Annotated in this window: 13 protein-coding genes and 1 pseudogene; 7 read left to right on the top strand and 7 right to left on the bottom strand. The window is 71.9% G+C overall.

Annotated elements, in window-relative coordinates; all coding sequences use genetic code 11:
* Window positions 1-41: 41 nt before the first annotated feature.
* The 5 genes from ACZCAH_RS01350 to ACZCAH_RS01330 all read right to left on the bottom strand — a co-directional run bounded on the left by ACZCAH_RS01350 (window position 42) and on the right by ACZCAH_RS01330 (window position 6,461).
* A complete protein-coding gene (locus tag ACZCAH_RS01350) occupies window positions 42-1,112 on the bottom strand; it encodes a 3-isopropylmalate dehydrogenase (protein ID WP_464339363.1) in 1,071 nt (356 codons plus the stop codon).
* A gap of 41 nt (window positions 1,113-1,153) precedes the next feature.
* The gene (gene serA, locus ACZCAH_RS01345) at window positions 1,154-2,761 is read right to left on the bottom strand and encodes a phosphoglycerate dehydrogenase (protein ID WP_329745341.1); all 1,608 of its coding nucleotides are present in this window, start codon (window positions 2,759-2,761) and stop codon (window positions 1,154-1,156) included.
* A 204-nt stretch (window positions 2,762-2,965) separates the two neighbouring features.
* Entirely contained in the window at window positions 2,966-3,997 is a 1,032-nt protein-coding gene (gene ilvC / locus ACZCAH_RS01340) for a ketol-acid reductoisomerase (protein ID WP_329748065.1), read from the bottom strand.
* Between the two features lie 143 nt (window positions 3,998-4,140).
* A complete protein-coding gene (gene ilvN / locus ACZCAH_RS01335) occupies window positions 4,141-4,656 on the bottom strand; it encodes an acetolactate synthase small subunit (RefSeq protein ID WP_464339797.1) in 516 nt (171 codons plus the stop codon).
* A gap of 41 nt (window positions 4,657-4,697) precedes the next feature.
* A complete protein-coding gene (locus ACZCAH_RS01330) occupies window positions 4,698-6,461 on the bottom strand; it encodes an acetolactate synthase large subunit (RefSeq protein ID WP_464339362.1) in 1,764 nt (587 codons plus the stop codon).
* A 338-nt stretch (window positions 6,462-6,799) separates the two neighbouring features.
* Between ACZCAH_RS01330 and ACZCAH_RS01325 the strand changes: the two genes are divergently transcribed.
* From ACZCAH_RS01325 to cobA, 7 genes are all read left to right on the top strand, one after another.
* The gene (locus tag ACZCAH_RS01325) at window positions 6,800-8,548 is read left to right on the top strand and encodes a nitrite/sulfite reductase (protein ID WP_464339361.1); all 1,749 of its coding nucleotides are present in this window, start codon (window positions 6,800-6,802) and stop codon (window positions 8,546-8,548) included.
* Complete coding sequence (locus ACZCAH_RS01320) at window positions 8,545-9,423, top strand: phosphoadenylyl-sulfate reductase (protein ID WP_464339360.1); 879 nt, start codon at window positions 8,545-8,547, stop codon at window positions 9,421-9,423. Before ACZCAH_RS01325 ends, ACZCAH_RS01320 begins: the two co-directional genes overlap by 4 nt.
* Window positions 9,420-10,346 (top strand): sulfate adenylyltransferase subunit CysD, encoded by a 927-nt coding sequence (gene cysD, locus ACZCAH_RS01315; RefSeq protein ID WP_464339359.1) that lies wholly within the window; start codon window positions 9,420-9,422, stop codon window positions 10,344-10,346. Before ACZCAH_RS01320 ends, cysD begins: the two co-directional genes overlap by 4 nt.
* Entirely contained in the window at window positions 10,346-11,671 is a 1,326-nt protein-coding gene (locus ACZCAH_RS01310; RefSeq protein WP_464339358.1) for a sulfate adenylyltransferase subunit 1, read from the top strand. Before cysD ends, ACZCAH_RS01310 begins: the two co-directional genes overlap by 1 nt.
* Window positions 11,672-11,862: 191 nt before the next feature.
* Entirely contained in the window at window positions 11,863-14,538 is a 2,676-nt protein-coding gene (gene nirB, locus ACZCAH_RS01305) for a nitrite reductase large subunit NirB (RefSeq protein ID WP_464339357.1), read from the top strand.
* A complete protein-coding gene (locus ACZCAH_RS01300) occupies window positions 14,538-14,954 on the top strand; it encodes a nitrite reductase (NAD(P)H) small subunit (protein ID WP_464339356.1) in 417 nt (138 codons plus the stop codon). The genes nirB and ACZCAH_RS01300 overlap by 1 nt, the downstream gene beginning before the upstream one ends.
* Entirely contained in the window at window positions 14,951-16,576 is a 1,626-nt protein-coding gene (gene cobA / locus ACZCAH_RS01295) for a uroporphyrinogen-III C-methyltransferase (RefSeq protein ID WP_464339355.1), read from the top strand. Before ACZCAH_RS01300 ends, cobA begins: the two co-directional genes overlap by 4 nt.
* 123 nt (window positions 16,577-16,699) lie before the next feature.
* Here the strand turns inward: cobA and ilvD are convergent, their stop codons facing one another.
* Together ilvD and ACZCAH_RS01285 are read right to left on the bottom strand one after the other, a co-directional pair.
* The gene (gene ilvD / locus ACZCAH_RS01290; RefSeq protein ID WP_464339354.1) at window positions 16,700-18,532 is read right to left on the bottom strand and encodes a dihydroxy-acid dehydratase; all 1,833 of its coding nucleotides are present in this window, start codon (window positions 18,530-18,532) and stop codon (window positions 16,700-16,702) included.
* Between the two features lie 91 nt (window positions 18,533-18,623).
* A pseudogene (locus ACZCAH_RS01285) lies at window positions 18,624-19,214 on the bottom strand (alanine:cation symporter family protein); the annotation flags it as partial.
* Between the last annotated feature and the right edge of the window lie 97 nt (window positions 19,215-19,311).

The following is a 19,311-nucleotide window of genomic DNA, read 5'->3' as shown; positions in this document are numbered from 1 at the left end:
TCGAGGATCGGGCGGGTGGGGTCAGTGTGGCAGGTGCGGGCTCAGCGCCCGGAGATCGCGGCGACGAGCGCGTCGCCGATCGCGACGGTCCCGCGGGCAGCGAGCGAGGGGTCCTCGGCCCGGGCGGCGAGGTCGTTCTCGACCGCGGCGCGCACGGCGGCGGCCGGCTCGACGTGCCCCAGGTGGTCCAGCATCAGCGCGACCGAGAGCACCGTGGCGGTGGGATCGGCCTTGTCCTGGCCGGCGATGTCCGGTGCCGATCCGTGCACGGGCTCGAACATCGACGGGAAGGCCCCGGTGGGGTTCACGTTGCCGCTCGCCGCCAGGCCGATGCCGCCCCCGATGGCGCCCGCGAGATCGGTGACGATGTCGCCGAAGAGGTTGTCGGTGACGATCACGTCGAAGCGCGCGGGGTCCTGCACGAGGTAGATCATCATCGCGTCGACATGGGCGTAGTCGACGGTGACCGCCGGGTACTCGGCCCCGACCTGCTCGACGATCCGCCGCCACAGGTGCCCGGCGTGGACCAGCACGTTGTGCTTGTGCACCAGGGTGAGCTTCCCCCGGCGGGCCGCGGCCTGCTCGAAGGCGTAGCGGACCACCCGCTCGACGCCGACGGCGGTGTTGAGGGACACCTCGGTGGCGACCTCCAGCTCGGTGCCGGTGCGCATCGAGCCGCCGTTGCCGACGTACGGGCCCTCGGTGCCCTCGCGCACCACCAGGAAGTCGATCTCGCCGGGCTCTGCGAGCGGTGTCGCCACGCCCGGGAAGAGCCGGGTGGGACGCAGGTTCACGTAGTGGTCGAAGCCGAAGCGGAGCTTCAGCAGCAGGCCGCGCTCGAGGACGCCCGAGGGGACCCCGGGATCGCCGACCGCGCCGAGCAGGATCGCGTCGTGCTCGGCGAGGCGGGCCATGTCATCGTCGGTGAGCGTCTCGCCGGTGCGGTGCCAGCGGCCCGCCCCGAGGTCGAAGTCGGTGGTCTCGACCGTGACGCCGGCCGGCTCGAGGGCCGCCCGGAGGGCTCGCAGGCCCTGCGGGACGACCTCCTGGCCGATGCCGTCTCCCTCGATGACGGCGAGGCGCAGGGTGGTGGACGCGGAGGTCGTGCTCATGGTGGTGCTCCTTCGGTGACGCTCGGTCGCGAGGGTCGGGGTCAGTAGACGAGGTCGACGGCGTGGATCGAGTGGGCGCCGATGTCCTCGCCGATGCGCTCGGCGAGCTCGCGGTCCACGGAGGAGTCCAGGTCGAGGACCACGAGGGCTTCGGCGCCGGGGCCCTTGCCCGCGCGGGATACCTGCATGCCGGCGATGTTCACGCCCGCCTCGCCGAGACGGGCGCCGTACTGGCCGATCAGGCCCGGTCCGTCCTCGTAGCGGATCAGCAGCAGGTGGTCGCTGAGGGGGACCTCGAGCGCGTGGCCGCCCACCTCGACGAGCTTGTGGGCCTGCTCGACGCCGCTGAGGGTGCCGGAGACGGAGACGACCTCGCCGCTGCGGAGCGTGCCGCGCAGCGAGATCACGTTGCGGAACCGCTCGGAGGCCTCCTCGGTCTGCAGCTGCACGGTGATGCCGCGCTCCTCGGCCATGACGGGGGCGTTGACGTAGCTGACCTGGTCGGTGACCACGCCGCGGAACAGTCCGCGGAGGGCGGAGAGCTTGAGCGCGGTGACGTCGTGGGTGGCGATCTCGCCGCGCACGACGATCTCGAGCAGCTCGGGCGACTCGGCCGCGAGCGCGGTGAAGAGCTGGCCGAGGCGGTCGGCGAGTGCCACGCCCGGGCGGACCAGGTCGTCGATCGCGCCGCCGGCGACGTTCACGGCGTCGGGGACGAGCTCGCCCGCGAGAGCGAGGCGCACGGACTTGGCGACGGCCACGCCGGCCTTCTCCTGCGCCTCGGCCGTCGAGGCGCCGAGGTGCGGGGTGAGGGTGACGTTGTCGAGCTCGAGCAGGCGCGCTGCGGTCTCGCTCGTGGCGGGCGGCTCGGAGGTGTAGACGTCCAGGCCGGCGCCGGCGATCTGCCCGGTGGTCAGCGCCGTGTACAGCGCCTCCTCGTCGATCAGCCCGCCGCGGGCGGCGTTGACGATGTGCAGGGTGGGCTTGGCGAGCGCGAACTGCTCGGCGCCGATCAGCCCGGTGGTCTCCGGGGTCTTGGGCATGTGCACGGTGACGATGTCGGAGGCGCGCATGAGCTCGTCGAGCTCGACCACGCGCGCACCGAGCTCGGCGGCCCGGGTGTGGTTCACGTAGGGGTCGTAGGCGAGCAGCTCGACGCCGAACCCGGCCAGGCGCTCGGCCACGAGCTGTCCGATGCGGCCGAAGCCGACGACGCCGACCGTCTTCCCGAGCAGCTCGACGCCGGTGAGCTGCTTCCGCTCCCACTTGCCGGCCTTCACCGAGGCATCGGCGCGGGCCAGGTGGCGCAGCGAAGAGAGGATCAGGGTCACGGCGAGCTCCGCCGCCGAGACGATGTTCGAGGTGGGAGCGTTGATGACCATCGCCCCGGCGGTCGTGGCGGAGGCGACGTCGACGTTGTCCAGGCCCACGCCGGCGCGGGCGACGACCTTGAGCCGTCCCGCGGCGGCGAAGACCTCCGCGTCGACCTGGGTGGCGGAGCGGACCAGCAGGGCATCGGCCTCGGCCACGGCGGCGAGCAGCGCCGGGCGGTCGGTGCCGTCCACGCTGCGCACCTCGACGTCGGGGCCGAGGACCTCGACGGTGGCGGGCGACAGTTCCTCAGCGATGAGCACGACAGGACGCGTCACGGAATCTCCTCCGGTGCGGATGGTGGTCGTCGCACTCATCCTCGGGGGCGACGGGTTTCAGGGCCTTCGGGACCAGAGTAGTCCGGTGTCCGCCATGCGGGAACGGGGGTCACGATGCGAGACCCGCCGGGGCGCGGCGGCGCGGGGACGACGACGGCGGGGCACCCTCCGGTGCACCCGCCGTCGGCCGTGGGACGCGAGGGGTCAGCGCGCGGCGCTGCCCTCGGTGTAGTCGTCGTCGAGGCCCGAGGTGGACCAGGAGAACATCTTGCGCAGGTCCCGGCCGACCTTCTCGATCTCATGCTCGGCCTCCTTCGCGCGCAGCTCCTGGAACTCCTTCGCACCGTTGTCCTGGTCCTCGATGAACCGCTTCGCGAAGGCGCCGGACTGGATGTCGGCGAGGATCGCCTTCATGTCGGCCTTGGTCTGGTCGGTGACGACGCGGGGGCCGGAGACGTAGTCGCCGAACTCGGCGGTGTCGGAGATCGACCAGCGCTGCTTGGCGATGCCGCCCTCCCACATCAGGTCGACGATGAGCTTGAGTTCGTGGAGGACCTCGAAGTAGGCGATCTCCGGCTGGTAGCCCGCCTCGGAGAGGGTCTCGAAGCCGGCCTGGACCAGGTGGCTCATGCCGCCGCAGAGCACGGCCTGCTCGCCGAAGAGGTCGGTCTCGGTCTCCTCGGTGAAGGTGGTCTTGATGACGCCGGCGCGGGTGCCGCCGATGCCCTTGGCGTAGGACAGCGCGAGGTCCCAGGCGGAGCCGGTGGCGTCCTGCTCGACGGCGACGATGTCCGGGATGCCGCGGCCGGCGACGAACTCGCGACGCACGGTGTGGCCGGGGGCCTTGGGGGCGATGAGCAGGACGTCCACGCCGGCGGGGACCTCGATGTAGCCGAAGCGGATGTTGAAGCCGTGCGCGAAGGCGAGCGCCTTGCCCTCTGTGAGGTGCGGCTGGATGGATTCGGCGAAGACCTTCCGCTGGTCCTGGTCCGGCGTGAGGATCATGATCAGGTCGGCCCACTCGGAGACCTCGGCGACGGTGCCGGTGCCCAGGCCCTCCTCCTGCGCCTTCGCGGCGGACTTCGAGCCCTCGCGGAGGCCCACGCGGACCTCGACGCCGCTGTCGCGCAGGTTCAGGGCGTGGGCGTGGCCCTGCGAGCCGAAGCCGATCACCGCGACCTTCTTGCCCTGGATGATCGAGAGGTCAGCGTTGTCGTCGTAGAAGATCTCCGCCACGATGTGCTCCTTGTTCTGTGGGTCGGGGTCCGCGCCGCCCGCGATGCGGTGCAGCGGCGCCGGCGTCAGGTCGATCCTAGCGCCGGAAGTCTTGCATGATGAGAGGATGTCTCCGGATGTGAGACCGCGCGAGCGGCTCGCGCTCAGCCGAGTAGCGAGCGGTCCGTGATCGCCCGGGCGCCGCGACCGATGGCCACCTCGCCGGACTTCACGATCTCGCGGATGCCGAACTCCTCGAGCATCCCCAGCAGCGCCGAGAGCTTGTCCTGGGTGCCTGTCGCCTCGATGGTGACCGAGTCGGTCGCCGCGTCGACCACCTTCGCCCGGAACATCTGGACGATCTCGAGCACCGAGGTGCGGCTCGAGGAGTCCGCGGTGACCTTGATCAGGATCAGCTCGCGCTGGACGGTCTGGCGCGGCTCGAGCTGGACGATCTTGAGCACGTTGACGAGCTTGTTGAGCTGCTTGGTGATCTGCTCGAGACGACGCTGGTCGACGTCGACCACCACGGTGATGCGGGAGATCTCCGGGTGCTCGGTGGGGCCGACGGCGAGGGACGAGATGTTGTAGCCGCGGCGCGAGAACAGGGCGGCGACGCGCGTGAGCACGCCGGGCTTGTTCTCCACCAGGACGGACAGGGTCTGGCTGTGGGGGGTCATCACGTACTCCGAGGTGGACGGGGCGGAAGCGGCGTTCATGATCAGATGTCCCTCTCCCACTCGGGGCTCATGCCCTGGGCGATCTGGATCTCGTCGTTGGAGACGCCGGCGGGGACCATCGGCCACACCATCGCGTCGGCGCTCACCGTGAAGTCGACGACCACGGGGCGGTCGTTGATCTCGAGCGCCTGGCGGATGGTGTCGTCGATGTCCTCGTCGCGCTCGCAGCGCAGGCCCGCGGCGCCGTAGGCGTCGGCGAGCTTCACGAAGTCGGGGATGCGGCGGCTGCCGTGACCGGTGTTGAGTTCGGTGTTGGAGTAGCGCTGGTCGTAGAAGAGGTTCTGCCACTGGCGCACCATGCCGAGGCTCGAGTTGTTGATGACCGCGACCTTGATCGGGATGTCGTTGATGACGCAGGTGGCGAGCTCCTGATTGGTCATCTGGAAGCACCCGTCTCCGTCGATCGACCAGACCACGCGGTCCGGCTGCCCGACCTTGGCACCCATGGCCGCGGGCACCGAGTAGCCCATGGTCCCGAGGCCCCCCGAGTTGATCCAGGTGAGCGGGTTCTCGTACTGGACGAACTGCGCGGACCACATCTGGTGCTGTCCGACGCCGGCGACCATGATCGCCTCCGGTCCGGAGAGCGCGCCGAGACGGGAGATGACCTTCTGCGGGGCGGTCAGGCCGTCCTCCGTCTCGGTCCAGCCCAGCGGGTAGTTGTCGCGCAGGAGGTCCAGCGCGCTCCACCAGGCGTCGTAGTCGCGGGGGTCGCTCTCCGCCGCGTCCAGCCGGCTGCGCAGCTCGGCGGTGAGGGCCCGGGCGACATCGGCGGCCTGGCCCACGATCGGCACGTCGGTCTCGATGTTCTTGGAGATCTCTGCGGGGTCGACGTCGGCATGGACGATCGCCGCGTTCGGGGCGAAGGAGTCCAGGCGACCGGTGACGCGGTCATCGAAGCGGGCACCGATGTTCACGATCAGGTCGGCCCGCTGCAGGGCCGAGACCGCCGCGACAGTCCCGTGCATGCCGGGCATGCCGAGGTGGCTGGGGTGCGAGTCCGGGAGGGCGCCGCGGGCCATGAGAGTGGTGACGAAGGGGGCGCCGGAGACGTCCACGAGCTCGCCGACCTCCTGCCAGGCGCGGCCGCGCAGCACGCCGCCGCCGAGGAGGAAGACGGGCCGCTTGGCCTCGAGCAGGAGGGTCGCCGCCTCACGGATCTGCTTGCTGTGCGGGCGCGACTCGGGGCGGTAGCCCGGCAGGTCGAGGGTCTCGGGCCAGACGAACTCGGTCATCGCCTGCTGCGCGTCCTTGGTGACGTCCACCAGCACGGCGCCGGGCCGACCGGTCGAGGCGATGTGGAAGGCCTGCTTGATGACCTTGGGGATCTCGTCGGCATCGGAGACCAGGAAGTTGTGCTTGGTCACGGGCATGGTCATGCCCACGATGTCGGCCTCCTGGAAGGCGTCTGTCCCGATGAAGGACGAGCCGACCTGGCCGGTGATCGCGACGAGCGGGATCGAGTCCATCTGCGCGTCGGCGATCGCCGTGATCAGGTTGGTCGCCCCGGGGCCCGAGGTCGCGAGGCACACGCCGACCTTGCCGGTGGCGTGGGCGTAGCCGCTCGCCGCGTGGCCGGCGCCCTGCTCGTGGCGGACCAGCACGTGGCGCAGCGTCTTCGCGTCCATCAGCGGGTCGTAGGTGGGCAGGATCGCCCCGCCGGGGAGGCCGAAGACGACCTCGGCCCCGGCATGCTCGAGGGACTCGACCAGCGCCTGGGCGCCCGTCATCTGCTGTCCGGTCATCGGAACTCCTTCGTCGTCTCGGACGGTGGTCGTGGCGGGGACTGCGGCCGTTCCCCTCCCGAGGGATCGCACCCGACCGGGGGCACGAAAAAGCCCCTCCGCCTGGGGCTCAGGGAGGGGCGCGGTGACGTGCTCGAAGGACGAACGGGCGTCAGCCGCGCTCGGGAACTACGAGGATGTCGAGATGCATGGCGACAGCATAGGCCCTCACCTCCGCCGAGCCACCCCGGTCCGGGATGCGAGACGTCCGATGCCCACGCATGACGCGGGAGTGCCGTGCATGACACCGGATGACCAAAGCGTTTGTAATCGCCTCCATAACTCGTCATTCTGTGAGCATGGAGTCCACCGATCTCAGCACCCGTCCGCCCGCCGACGGAGCTCCCGCGCACGCCGCTCCGTCGCGGGTGCGCCCCTCCCGCTCGGGCAAGCCGCAGGGGCAGTGGAAGGTCGACGGCACGGCGCCGCTGAACCCCAACGAGGAGTTCAAGGCCGCGGACAACGGGCTCAACGTCCGCGCCCGCATCGAGCAGACCTATGCCCGCGAGGGCTTCGACGCGATCCCCTGTGACGATCTCCACGGCCGCTTCCGCTGGTGGGGCCTGTACACCCAGCGCAAGCCCGGGATCGACGGCGGCCGCACGGCGCAGCTCGAGCCGCACGAGCTCGAGGACCGCTACTTCATGCTCCGCGTGCGCACCGACGGTGCCGCCCTCTCCCCCGCCGCCTTGCGCGTGCTCGGCTCGATCTCCACCGACTTCGCCCGCGGCGCGACCGACCTCACCGATCGCCAGAACGTCCAGTACCACTGGATCGAGATCGAGGACGTCCCCGAGATCTGGCGCCGCCTGGACACCGTCGGCCTCGAGACCACCACGGCCTGCGGCGACACCCCGCGCGGCTTCCTCGGCAGCCCCGTCGCCGGCATCGCCGCCGACGAGATCATCGACCCCACCCCGGTGATCGCCGAGATCAAGCGCCGCTACATCGGCGACCCCGAGCTCGCGAACCTGCCGCGCAAGTTCAAGACCGCGATCACCGGGCACCCCAGCCTCGACGTCGCCCACGAGATCAACGACATCTCACTCGTGGGCGTGGTCCACCCCGAGCTCGGCCCCGGCTACGACCTCTGGGTGGGCGGCGCGCTCTCCACCGCCCCGCGGCTCGGCGAGCGCCTGGGCGTCTTCGTCACCGAGGAGCAGGCACCCGACGTGTGGCACGGCGTGGTGCGGATCTTCCGCGACTACGGCTTCCGCCGCCTGCGCAACAAGGCGCGGCTGAAGTTCCTGCTCGCCGACTGGGGCACGGAGCGGTTCCGCGAGGTGCTCGAGTCCGAGTACCTCGGCTACGCCCTCCCGGACGGCCCGGCGCCCGCCCCGGCCACCGGGCCGGGCGACCACGTCGGCGTGCATCTCCAGAAGGACGGCCGCTCGTACATCGGCGCCGCCCCCACCGTCGGCCGGATCCGCGGCGACCTCCTGACCCGCCTCGCCGATCTGGTGGAGGAGGTCGGCGCCGAGTCCGTGCGCCTGACCGCCTTCCAGAAGCTCGTGGTGCTGGGCGTCCCCGCCGACCGCGTCCAGGACGCGGTGGAGGGCCTCGAGGCCCTCGGGCTGCGCACCCGGCCCAGCGCCCTGCGCCGCTCGACGATGGCCTGCACCGGCCTCGAGTTCTGCAAGCTCGCGATCGTGGACACCAAGGACACCGCGACGGCGGCGGTCGACGAGCTCGAGCGCCGCCTCGCAGACGTCGAGCCGCGTCTCGGACAGCCGATCAGCCTGCACCTGAACGGCTGCCCCAACTCCTGCGCCCGCATCCAGACGGCCGACATCGGGCTCAAGGGACAGATCATCACGACCGAGGACGGCGAGCAGGTCCCCGGGTTCCAGGTCCATCTGGGAGGATCGCTCTCAGCACCCGGTCTCGAGGGGCCCCAGCTGGGGCGCACGCTGCGCCAGCACAAGGTCGCGGCCACGGAGCTGGCGGACTACGTCGAGCGCGTCGTCCGCCGCTTCGCGGACGGTCGCACCGATGGGGAGACCTTCGCGGCCTGGGCGCACCGTGCCGAGGAGGAGGAGCTGCGATGACCACGACCGATCCCGCCCACGAGACGCCGGGCGCCCTCGAGACCCCCGACGAGCGGATCGCCCGCCTGCGCGCCCTCGCGGCGGAGGGTGCCGAGCGCTTCGCCGCCCTCGAGACGGAGCTCGGCCCCGAGGAGCTCGCCGAGGCCGCGGCTCGGTGGGCCGCGGAGACCTTCAGAGACTCGCTCACGGTGGCCTGCTCGATGGCCGATGCGGTGCTCCCCCACGTCGTCGCCGCTTATCGCCCCGGTGTGGACGTGCTCTTCCTCGACACCGGCTACCACTTCCCCGAAACCCTCGCGACCCGCGACCGCGTCGCCCGCGAGCTCGACGTGACGGTGGTCGACGTACTGCCCGAGCGCACCGTCGCGGAGCAGGACGCCGAGCACGGCGCGAAGCTCCACGACCGCGATCCCGCGTCCTGCTGCGGCATGCGGAAGGTCGCTCCCCTGAAGAAGGCGCTCGGCGGCTACGACGCCTGGGTCACCGGGGTGCGCCGCGACGAGGGACCGACCCGTGCGGGCTCCCCCGTGGTGACCTTCGACGAGGCCTTCGGGCTCGTCAAGATCAACCCGCTCGTCAGCTGGTCGTACGATCGGCTCATGGCGTACTCGCGCGAGCACTCCCTGCCGGAGAACCCGCTGCTGCACCAGGGCTACCCCAGCATCGGCTGCGCCCCCTGCACCCGACCGGTCGCCCCCGGTGAGGACCCCCGCGCCGGCCGCTGGGCCGGCACGCAGAAGACCGAATGCGGGCTCCACCCAGGCGACGGCGGTACCGAGGCGGGCACCGCCGCGGGATCGTCGGCCGACCCCGCCCCGGCGATCCGCACCGCCCCCGTCCTGATCTCGCTCAGCCCCACCCAGGAGGACCGATGACCGCCCTCGCCCCCGCTCCGCGCGTGGACGCCCCGGCCGGCCTGCTCGACGCCCTCGAGGCCGAGGCCATCCACATCATCCGCGAGACCGTCGCCGAGCTCGAGCGTCCCGTCATGCTCTTCTCCGGCGGCAAGGACTCGGTGGTGATGCTGCACCTCGCGGCGAAGGCCCTGTGGCCCGCGCCGATCCCCTTCCCGGTGCTGCACGTGGACACCGGCCACAACTTCCCTGAGGTGATCGAGTTCCGCGACCGGACGGTCGCCGAGATGGGCGTCGAGCTCCTCGTCGCCTCGGTGCAGGACTACCTCGACGACGGCCGGCTCGAGGAGCGGGCCGACGGCACGCGCAACCCGCTGCAGACCATGCCGCTGCTCGACGCGATCGAGGAGCACCGGTTCACGGCGGTCTTCGGCGGCGGCCGCCGCGACGAGGACAAGGCTCGCGCCAAGGAGCGCATCATGAGCCTGCGCTCCGCCTTCGGGCAGTGGGACCCCAAGAACCAGCGACCCGAGCTGTGGCACCTCTACAACACCCGCCACCGCCCCGGCGAGCACGTCCGCGTCTTCCCGCTGTCGAACTGGACCGAGCTGGACGTATGGCGCTACATCGCCCGCGAGCAGATCGAGCTGCCCTCCCTGTACTACGCGCACGAGCGCGACGTCGTCGAGCGCGACGGCATGCTGCTCTGCCCCGGCGACTGGGGCGGACTGCGCGAGGGCGAGGAGACCACCCGGCGCACGGTCCGGTACCGCACCGTCGGCGACATGTCCTGCACGGGGGCCGTGCTCTCCGAGGCCTTCGACGTGCAGGCCGTCCTCGCCGAGGTCGCCGCGAGCACCATCACCGAGCGCGGGGCCACCCGGGCGGACGACCGGATCTCCGAGGCCGCCATGGAGGACCGCAAGAAGGAGGGCTACTTCTGATGACCACCGCCGATCTGCTCCTGGCCCCCGAGGGCACGGCCGAGGGTCATCGCGGCCCGACCCTGCTGCGCCTGGCCACCGCCGGCAGCGTGGACGACGGCAAGTCGACCCTCATCGGTCGCCTGCTGCACGACACGAAGTCCGTCTTCGCCGACCAGCTGGCCTCCGTCGAGGCGGCCAGCCGCCAGCGGGGTTGGAAGGGCGAGCTCGCCGATCTCGCGCTGCTCACGGACGGCCTGCGCGCCGAGCGCGAGCAGGGCATCACGATCGACGTCGCCTACCGCTACTTCGCGACGGCCGAGCGCTCCTACGTGCTCGCCGACACGCCCGGGCACGTGCAGTACACCCGCAACACGGTCACGGGCGCCTCGACCGCCGATGTCGTCGTCGTGCTCGTCGATGCCCGCAACGGCGTGGTCGAGCAGACCCGTCGCCACCTCGCGATCGCCGCGCTCCTGCGGGTTCCGCACGTGCTCGTCGCGCTGAACAAGATCGACCTGGTCGAGGACCCGCAGGCCGTCCACGCCGCGGTCGCCGCGGAGCTGGGCCGCGTCGCCGACTCCCTCGCCCTGCGGGACGTGCACGTGGTCCCGGTCTCGGCCCTGCACGGCGACAACGTCGTGACCCGCTCGGAGCGCACCGCCTGGTACGAGGGGCCGACGCTGCTCGCGCTGCTCGAGACCCTCCCCCCGGGCGCCGATCAGCGCGAAGGGGATCTGCGCCTGCCCGTGCAGCTGGTGATCCGTCCGCAGCACGGCGCGGTGGATCCCGCGCACGTGGACTACCGGGGCTACGCGGGCCTGATCACCTCCGGCACCGTCGCGCTCGGCGATCCCGTCACGGTGGCCGGCTCGGGCCGCTCCACGACCGTGACCGCGATCGACGTCGCCGGCTCCCCCGTCGAGCGGGCGGCCGCCGGGCTCTCGGTCACCCTGAGCCTCGCCGACGAGCTGGACATCTCCCGCGGGGACGTCCTCGCCGGGGGGACCGTCCCGGTGCCCACGGACAGCACCGCGGCGGTGCTCTGCTGGCTCTCGGAGACCCCGCTGCGCGAGCGGGCCCGGGTGCTCGTCAAGCACGGCACCCGCACCGTGCAGGCCCGGGTCCAGGGGATCTCCGAGCGGCTGGACATCGAGTCCCTCGAGACCGTCCCCACGGACACGGCCGAGCTCAACGACCTCGTACAGGTCCAGCTGCAGCTGGCGGAGCCGCTGCCGCTCGAGCCCTACGCCGCCACGCGGGACGGAGGCTCCTTCCTCGTGATCGATCCGCAATCGGGCACCACGCTCGCCGCGGGCATGGTCCAGGCGGACCTGCGCGCCTGATCTCCGCGCCCGTGCCGGGGACCTGCTCCCCCGGCACGGGCCGCACCCGGCCCCGGAGCCGCCCGGGACCACTCCCGGCCTAGCGGACGCGCGAGGGCCGCCCAGCTGACGGAAGTCCCTGCGCAGGGACTCGCACCGCGCCTACCGTTGCTCCTGTCGACCCCCTTCGGAGAGAGGCACGTGAGCCGACCATGAGCACCCCTGGACACTCCCCCCTCGCCCCCGCCCCGGAGCAGCACCCGCTGGCCGGGGAGCGGCTCGTCGTCGTCGGCGGCGGCATGACCGGGCACCGCTTCGCGGCGCGCCTGCGCGCGGCGGATCCCGACGGCGACTGGACCCTCACAGTGATCGGCGAGGAGCCGCAGCGCCCCTACGACCGCGTGCACCTCTCGGACTGGTTCGACCACCGCCGCGAGGACCTCCTCTCCCTCGACACCGGGGTATGGGAGGACCCGCGCATCACCCTGGTCACAGGAGACGCCGCGGAGGCCGTGGACCGCTCCGCGCACACCGTCACCTGCGCCTCCGGCACCGTCCACGACTACGACCGGCTCGTGCTCGCCACCGGCTCCTGGGCCTGGGCGCCCCGCGCCGAGGGCAAGGACCTGCCGGGCTCCTTCAGCTATCGCACGGTCGAGGACGTCGAGAACCTCGCCGCCTGGGTCGCCGAGCGCGGCGAGGCCCTGGGCCGGCAGGTGCGCGGCGTCGTCGTCGGCGGCGGCGTGCTCGGCCTCGAGGCCGCGGCCGCGCTGCAGGGACTCGGCGCGCACTCGACCGTGGTCGAGTTCGCCGACCGGCTGATGGCCGTCCAGCTCGACGACGGCGGCGGCGAGATGCTGCGCCTGCTCATCCAGGACAAGGGCATCGAGGTGCGCACCGGTGTGGGCGCCACCGCCTTCCGTCCTGCCCCGGACGGAGCGATGGGCACCGCGGAGCTCACCGACGGCGGCGAATTGCCCGCGGACGTCGTGGTCTTCTCCACCGGCATCCGTCCCCGGGACCGCATCGGCCGCGAGGCCGGGCTCGCGATCGGCGAGCGCGGGGGCGTGGTCGTCGGCGAGAGCTGCCAGACCTCCGACCCGGACATCTGGGCGATCGGCGAGTGCGCGTCCTTCGACGGGGTGTGCGCGGGCCTGATCGCCCCCGGCAATGACATGGCCGACGTGGTCGTGGACCGCTTCCTCGGCGGGACCCGCACGCACACCCGGGCCGAGGACGGCACGAAGCTCAAGGGCGTGGGCGTGGACGCCGCTGCCTTCGGCGACGTCAACGCCACCACCCCGGACGCGCTCGAGGTCTCCTTCGTCGACCCGGTCCACCGTCAGTACCGCAAGCTGGTGCTCTCCGACGACGCGACGACCCTGCTCGGCGGGGTCTTCGTCGGCGACATCTCCCTCTACTCGCAGCTGCGGCCGCTGACCGGGCGTCCCCTCGGAGCGGACCCGTCGGCCGTGATCGCCCCCGAGGGCGGCGGCGACGCGCTCGCGGGCGCCGAGCTGCCGGACGATGCGGTGGTCTGCTCGTGCAACAACATCGCCGCCGGCGCCGTGCGTCATGCGGTGAACGAGCAGGGTTGCCACACCGTCGGCGCGATCAAAGAGTGCACCACCGCCGGCACCGTGTGCGGCTCCTGCGTCCCCACCCTCACGAAGATCCTGAACCAGGAGCTGGCCAAGAGCGGCGTCGAGGTGTCCCGCGCCCTGTGCGAGCACTTCGACCACTCCCGCGCCGAGCTGTACCAGCTCGTCGAGGAGGGCGGGCAGGAGACCTTCACCGAGGTGGTCGCCGCGCACGGCTCCGGCGCGGGGCGCGGCTGCGCGGTGTGCCGCCCGACGGTCGCCTCGATCCTCTCCTCGCTCGGGGCGCTCAGCGGCCGCCGCCACAACCCGGTGGGACGTCAGCTGGGTTCGCTGCAGGACACCAACGACCACGTCATGGCGAACATCCAGAAGGACGGCACCTACTCGGTGATCCCCGCCATGCCCGCCGGCGAGGTCACCCCCGAGAAGCTGCTCGCCTTCGCGCAGGTCGCGAAGGACTACGGCCTGTACGTGAAGGTCAACGGCGCCCAGCGCATCGGCATGTTCGGGGCCCGTCTCGAGCAGCTCCCGGAGATCTGGGAGCGGCTGGTCGCGGCCGGGTTCCAGTCCGGTCACGCCTACGGCAAGTCCCTCCGGATGGTGAAGTCGTGCCTGGGCACGAACTGGTGCCGCTTCGGCGTGGGCGACTCGACGGCGATGGCGGCCCGTCTCGAGGCCCGCTACCGCGGCCTGCGCTCCCCGCACAAGCTGAAGATCGGCGTCTCCGGTTGTGCCCGCGAGTGCGCGGAGGCCCAGGCCAAGGACGTCGGAGTGATCGCGACCCATCGCGGCTGGAACCTGTACGTCGGCGGGAACGGCGGCGCCCAGCCCGCCCATGCCCAGCTGCTCGTCGAGGACCTCGACGACGACACGCTGCAGCGCTGCATCGACCGCTTCCTGATCCTGTACATCCGCCAGGCGGACAAGCTCCAGCGCACCGCGCGCTGGGTCGAGGAGTACCCGGGCGGGATCGCGGAACTGCGGCGCGTGGTGGTCGAGGATTCCCTCGGCATCGGCGAGGAGCTCGAGGCCGCCATGCAGCGCCATGCCGACTCCTACGTCGACGAGTGGGCGGAGGCGGTGCAGGATCCCGAGCGCCGCGCGAAGTTCGTGTCCTTCCTCAACGCCCCCGACCAGCACGATCCGAGCCTGCGCTACGTGGTCGAGCGCGAGCAGATCCGCCCGGCCCGACCGGAGGACGACCCGGCCACCACCTTCCCGACGCCGCTCGCGGCGAAGGAGCACGCCCTCGCCGGCGCCGCACACATCTCCCAGGAGGACCAGTGATGACCGCCCCCACCGGCGCTCTCGTGCCGATCTGCGCGCTCGAGGCCCTGACCCCCGAGCGGGGCGCGGCAGCGCTCCTGCCCGATGGCACCCAGATCGGGGTGTTCCTGCTGGATGACGGCAGCGTCCATGCCGTCCAGCAGCTCGACCCCTACTCGGGCACGCACATCCTCTCCCGCGGCCTCGTCGGGACCCACCGGCTCACGGTCGAGGGCGAGTCGGAGGAGAGGCTGGTCCCCACCCTCTCCTCCCCCATGTACAAGCAGACCTGGGACCTCGACACGGGCGCCGTGATCGACGCCGGTGGCGGCGCCGCACACCCGATTGCGGTCTTCGACGTCGAGATCCGAGGCGGCCAGGTCCACGTATCCACCGCCCCGCGCCCGGGAACCGGGCCGCAGGACGGCGAGGCGTGAGCGGGCTGCCCGAGCTCGGGCCGTCCGAGACCGGGCCGTCCGCGAACGGCCTGGTCGAGGCCCTTCTCGAACCCGGCACCGTCGCCCTCGTGGGCGGCGGCCCCGGCGCCTGGGACCTGATCACGGTGCGCGGACTGGGGCTGCTGCGCCAGGCCGACGTGGTCGTGGCCGACCGGCTCGGCCCCCGCTCGCTGCTCGGCGAGCTCGCGGACGGGGTCGAGGTGATCGATGTCGGCAAGCGCCCCGGGGCGCATGCGCTGCCGCAGGAGGAGATCGGGGCACTTCTGGTGCGGACCGCGCAGGCCGGGCATCGCGTGGTGCGTCTCAAGGGCGGGGACCCCTTCGTGCTCGGACGCGGCGGCGAAGAGGTCCTCGCCTGCCGTGCCGCCGGCGTCCCCGTGCAGGTGGTGCCCGGGGTGACCTCGGCGCTCGCAGGACCCGCGGCGGGAGATGTGCCGGTCACCCAGCGCGGCACCGCCGTCGCGGTGCACATCGTCAATGCCCACGGCGACCTGGGCCCCGCGGACCTCGCGGCCCTCGCCGACCCCGGCACCACCACGGTGCTGATGATGGGCGTCGGCTGGCTGCCGCGACTGGTCGCCCAGGCCCGGCTGAACGGCATCGACCCCGAGACCCCGGTCGCGGTGGTGCAGGAGGCGACCCTCCCGGGACAGCGCGAGGTGCGCGGCACCCTCGCCGACATCGAGCGGGTGGTCGCCGAGGCCGGCATCGGACATCCGGCGGTGATCGTGGTGGGGCGCACCGCCGCCCCGGGCTTCCTGCACCCGCACGACGGAACTGCCGCGGCGGCCGCCCCGGCGCACGGCGCGGGCCGGGAGTCGCTCGCGGACGGCACCGAGGTCGGGGAACTGCACCCGGCCGACGGTGTCCCGGCACCGGTCCCGCCCGGCACGGCGCCGGTGCTGATCGGCTGCTCCCACGGCACCCGCTCACGGGAGGGCCGCGACGTGCTGCGCGCCCTGCTGACCCGGATCGCCGCGCAGGCGCCGGGTCCCGTGCGCGAGGCTTTCGTGGACGTCCAGGCCCCGGATGTCGCGGCCGTGGTCGCCGCTCATGCGGAGCTCGCCGAGATGCGCACCCGCGAGGCGGATGCGGTGCAGGCGGTGGTCGTGCCGCTGCTCCTCTCGGTCGGCTATCACGTCAAGGACGACATCGGCGGGGCGGTCGCGGGCCGTGCCGCGACGGCCGCCGGACCGCTCGGCCCCGATCCGCGCCTGGCCGAGGTGATGGCGCAGCGCCTCGACGACGCAGGGCTGCGGGACGGCGACGCCGTGGTCATGGCGGGATCGGGCACCCGCGATCCGGAGGGCGTCGCCCAGGTCGAGGAGATGGCGCGGCAGCTCGCCGCGCGACTCGGGCGGGAGGTCACCGTCGGCTTCGCCTATGCGGCGACACCGTCGGTCACGGAGGCCGTCGCCGCGGCGCGCACGGGGCTGGCCGACGGTGCGCGGGTGGTCGTCGCGAGCTATGTGCTCGCCCCCGGGCACTTCCACGACCTGGTGTCGGGTGCCGGGGCCGATGCGGTCGCCGCCCCCCTCGGTGACCACGAGCTCGTCGCCGAGATCGCACTCGAGCGCTACGAGGCCGCACTGGGGGCCTGAACCGGCGGCGCACCCACCCTGACGTGACGGCGGGGGACCTACGAGCCCCCTCCGGGCCTCGCGGGTCCCCCGCCGTCATCGCGTCCGAAAGCGACCGCTGGATTCGCGCCTCGCGCCCCGTGCTCAGTCCAGCGGGCGGCGGGTCGCGCCGTAGGTCGCCGAGCGGACCAGGTGCGCGTAGACCTTGAGCGCCTGCGACACCTGGCGCTCGCGGTGCTCGGGACGCCACGGCAACGGGCCCTTCCTCTCGCGACGGCGGGCGATCTCCTCGCCTGGCACGTCGAGCTCGAGCAGGCGCTTGTCGACGTCGATGATGATCTTGTCGCCGTCCTCGATGAGCCCGATCAGACCACCTTCGGCCGCCTCCGGGGAGATGTGGCCGATGGAGACGCCGCTGGTGCCGCCGGAGAAGCGGCCGTCGGTGATCAGCGCGCAGGTCTTGCCGAGGCCCCGCCCCTTGAGGAAGGAGGTGGGGTAGAGCATCTCCTGCATGCCGGGACCGCCCTGCGGGCCCTCGTAGCGGATGACCACCACGTCGCCGGCCTTCACGGTCTTGTCCAGGATCTTCTGGACCGCCTCCTCCTGGGAGTCGCAGACCACGGCTGTGCCCTCGAAGTGGAAGAGGTCCTCGGTGACGCCCGCGGTCTTGAACACGGCACCCTCGCGGGCGAGGTTGCCCTTGAGCACCGCGAGGCCGCCGTCCTTCGTGTACGCGTGCGGGACGGAGCGGACCACGCCGTTCTCGGCGTCGAGGTCGAGCTCGTCCCAGGTGTTCGTGGTGGAGAACGCCTGGGTGGTGCGCACCCCGCCCGGAGCGGCGTGGAACAGCGCCTCGGCCTTCTTCGAGGCCTTCCCGCCGCGCACGTCCCACTCGTCGAGCCAGCTCTGCAGATCCGGGGAGTGGACGGTGTGGACGGCGTGGTCCAGCAGCCCGGCCCGGTCGAGCTCGCCGAGGATCGCGGGGATGCCTCCGGCGCGGTGGACGTCCTCGACGTGCGCAGTGCCGTTGGGCGCGACCTTGGACAGGGTCGGCACGGACCGGGAGATGCGGTCGATGTCGTCGAGGCCGAAGTCGACCCCGCCCTCGATCGCGACGGCGAGGATGTGCAGGATCGTGTTGGTGGATCCGCCCATCGCCACGTCCATCGCCATGGCATTGGAGAACGCGGCCTTGGTGGCGATCGAGCGGGGCAGGACCGACTCGTCGTCCTCCTCGTAGTAGCGCTTGGTGAGCTCGACGATCTTCCGTCCCGCCTCGAGGAAGAGCTCCTTGCGGAAGGCGTGGGTGGCGAGCGTGGTGCCGTTGCCGGGGAGGGAGAGCCCGAGCACCTCGGTCAGGCAGTTCATGGAGTTCGCGGTGAACATGCCCGAGCACGAACCGCAGGTCGGGCAGGCGTTCTCTTCGACCTCGGCGAGCTGCGCATCGGTGATCGAGTCGTCCGCCGACAGCGACATGGCGTCGACCAGGTCCAGGCGGTGTTCGGTGACGCCCTCGACGGGCTTGCCGGACTCGGACGGCCCACCGGAGACGAAGATGACCGGGATGTTCAGGCGCATCGCGGCCATGAGGTGCCCGGGCGTGATCTTGTCGCAGTTCGAGATGCACACCAGGGCGTCCGCGGTGTGCGCGTTGACCATGTACTCGATCGAGTCGGCGATGACGTCGCGGCTCGGCAGCGAGTAGAGCATGCCGCCGTGGCCCATCGCGATGCCGTCGTCGACCGCGATGGTGTTGAACTCCTTGGAGATGCCGCCGGCCTCCGCGATCGAGCTCGCGACGAGATCGCCCAGGTTCTTGAGGTGGACGTGGCCGGGCACGAACTGGGTGTACGAGTTCGCGATCGCGATGATCGGCTTGCCGAAGTCGCCGCTCGTCATACCGGTGGCGCGCCAAAGGGCGCGGGCGCCGGCCATGTTGCGGCCGTGGGTCGAGGTGCGGGAACGGAGCTGAGGCATGGGGCGAGTCTACTCTCCGAGATGCGAGATGGGGATATCAGCATCCGGACGTGGACAGCATGACCGCGAACCTCGCCTCGTCCCGTCGGACTCAGGTGCCGGCGGGCGCAGGAGTGCGGTTCCCGCTCTCCGGTTCCGGCTCGCCGCTCCAGCCCTCGTCATCCGTCTCCCCCATCGGGCAGGCGAGGTCGTCGTCGTGGTGATCGGCGCGGACGGGGAATTCCCGGTCCTCCGCGAGCTGGCGGTGCAGCTCGGCCAGGCGCAGTTCCTCGGTGAGGGTGCGGCGCTCCTCGGCGGCGATCTGTTCCGCGGTGGGCTCGTGGTCGCCCATGCCGACCTGCAGCGCGGGCTCGACCTCGGTCAGTGCGCCGACGCTGACGCGGTACTTGTGACGGAGGATCTCCAGGCGCAGGGTCCGGGCGAGGAAGTAGTGGCCGAGCAGGTTCGGGATCGACATCAGGAAGAAGATCGCGTCGGAGAAGGCGATGACGGAGTCCAGGGAGATCGCGGCGCCGACCACGACGGCGAGCACCCAGGCGATGCGGAACCCGTTCTGCACCAGCGCCGAGCTGCCGACGAGGTACTTCGCGCTGGGCTCGCGGTAGTAGGCGTACGCGAGGATGGTCGAGAAGCCGAACAGCACCACCGCGATGGTGAGCAGCACCGGGAACCAGTCCGCGACGGTCGCGAAGGCGCTCGCGGACCTTCTGTTGACCTTTCAGGTGGCGTACCTCAGAGCCGGGTGGGCCGGGCGCCGGGCCGACGGCCCGGACACGCCA

Source organism: Brachybacterium sp. B718/18 (assembly GCF_055454375.1).
This window is presented reverse-complemented; position numbering and strand designations above follow the sequence as displayed.